A 1,724-nucleotide genomic window follows, 5' to 3' on the forward strand; every position below is an offset into this window, starting at 1 on the left:
AGGTGCTGGAGCGGGTGCAGGTGTTCACCCTGGCGGAGTCGCTGGGCGGCGTGGAGAGCCTGGTCAACCACCCGGCGATCATGACGCACGCCAGCGTGCCGAAGGAGGTGCGCGAGGCGGGCGGGGTCACGGACAACCTGATCCGCCTGTCGGTCGGAGTCGAGGACATCGACGACCTGATCGCCGACCTTGACCAGGCACTGCGCTAGGGTCCGCACATGCTGACCCTGGACGATCTCCTGGCGCCGGTCGGGCGCCGCCGGTTCGACGACGAGTTCAACGACCGCAAGCCGCTGCACATCCCCGCGGGGCAGGACGGGTCGCGGCGGCGCCTGCTGGACTGGGACCGCTTCAACCACTTGCTCGACCAGTCATCGATCTGGACGGCGCAGAGCCTGAAGCTGGTCTTCAACGGCGAGCCAATTCCGCCTGAGACCTATTGCGTCGAAGCCCAGACCCAATCGGGACCTGTTTTCCGCCCGGCGCCCGCACGGGTGCAGACCCTGCTGGCCAACGGCGCCAGTCTCATCGCCGGCGACGTCCAGGGGCTGACGCCGGAGCTGGCGGCCCTGTCCCGGGAGCTGTCCGAGCATTTCGCCGGCCTGGCGGGCGTCAATGTCTACTGTTCGTTCGGCGGAGTGCAGGCGTTCAACACCCACTACGACCTGCATCACGTCTTCGCCGTGCAGGTCGAAGGCGAGAAGACCTGGCGGCTGTACGCCAACCGGGCCGATGCGCCGGTCGACCTGCCGCCCGACGCCGCGACGGCGAAGCGGATGTTCGAGGCCGGACGGGGGCCGCTGATGCAGGAGGTGCGGATGCGGCCGGGCGACGTGCTGTACCTGCCTCGCGGCTGGCACCATGACGCCCTGGCCACCGAAGGGGCGTCGCTGCACGTGACCTTCTCGGTGACGCCGCTGTACGGCCGCATCCTGTTCCGGCTGCTGGAATCGGCGGCGCTGCAGGACCCGGCCTTTCGGGCGTGGCTGCGGCCGGCGAGCGAGGCCGGGGGCGCGGCCCTGCGCGACCAGCTGATGGATCTGGGGCGGCGGCTGGCGCACCTGACCACCCTGCCGGAGTTCGCCGACGAGGTGGCCATGGCGCAGGAGCGGCTGATCCCGCGCGATCCGCCTTATGAGCTGCCCAGGCGCATGGCCCTGACCGTCTACCGGCCGACCGGCCTGACGCCGCCGGCGGTCAGCGGACCGGCCCGGGTGGCGCTGGAATGGGCCATGACCCAGCCGCAGGTGGCGCTGGAGGACATGATCGCCCAGTTCGACTTCGTGCCGCCAGACGCGCTGCGGGCGGCTATCGAGGGAGCGGAGCGGGCCGGGGCGCTGAAGCGGCTGACGCCCGCCTGACCGTCAGAAGGCGCTAGACGAGCGCCTTGGCCGGAAGGGCGGTCTGGTGGCCGGTGACGGGGGCGGCCTTCTTCGTCGCCGGCGCACGCTTCCTCGGGGCGACAGCGATCGGGGGGAGGGCGGCGCGACGGCTCGCCTCGGCGTCGATGATCGGCAGGATTTCGTCGGCCGCGGCCGACTGGGCTGGTGAGCCGGTTCCCGACAGACGGGCGGCGTTGGCGCGCAGGGCCTTGAGGTCGGCGTCGCTCATGGCGGGCACCATTTCGGCCAGGGGGGTCATGGTCGTCTCCGGGGCAGGGGGAACGCCTCAGGGCCGGCGCGCGAGGCGCCAGCCCTTCAGCTGGTTGAAGGCGATCTCGACGA

3 protein-coding genes are annotated in these 1,724 nt (G+C 71.3%); 2 read left to right on the forward strand and 1 reads right to left on the reverse strand.

Features of this window, described 5'->3' with window-relative positions:
* A partial coding sequence (locus tag RIF93_RS20550; protein ID WP_309093298.1) for a PLP-dependent transferase occupies positions 1-209 on the forward strand: 209 nt, incomplete at its 5' end.
* 9 nt (positions 210-218) lie between these two features.
* Positions 219-1,361 (forward strand): JmjC domain-containing protein, encoded by a 1,143-nt coding sequence (locus RIF93_RS20555; RefSeq protein WP_309093299.1) that lies wholly within the window; start codon positions 219-221, stop codon positions 1,359-1,361.
* A 13-nt stretch (positions 1,362-1,374) separates the two neighbouring features.
* On the opposite strand, the gene RIF93_RS20560 is transcribed toward RIF93_RS20555, so the two are convergent.
* Positions 1,375-1,641 (reverse strand): hypothetical protein, encoded by a 267-nt coding sequence (locus tag RIF93_RS20560; RefSeq protein ID WP_309093300.1) that lies wholly within the window; start codon positions 1,639-1,641, stop codon positions 1,375-1,377.
* Between the last annotated feature and the right edge of the window lie 83 nt (positions 1,642-1,724).

The sequence above is a fragment of the Phenylobacterium sp. genome, assembly GCF_031181185.1.
Classification (GTDB): domain Bacteria; phylum Pseudomonadota; class Alphaproteobacteria; order Caulobacterales; family Caulobacteraceae; genus Phenylobacterium.

What these genes read in the sequence shown, in the direction of transcription:
- RIF93_RS20555 (WP_309093299.1), top strand. Translation starts at nt 219, where the DNA reads ATGCTGACCCTGGACGATCTCCTGGCGCCGGTCGGGCGCCGCCGGTTC.
- RIF93_RS20560 (WP_309093300.1), bottom strand. Translation starts at nt 1,641, where the DNA reads ATGACCCCCCTGGCCGAAATGGTGCCCGCCATGAGCGACGCCGACCTC.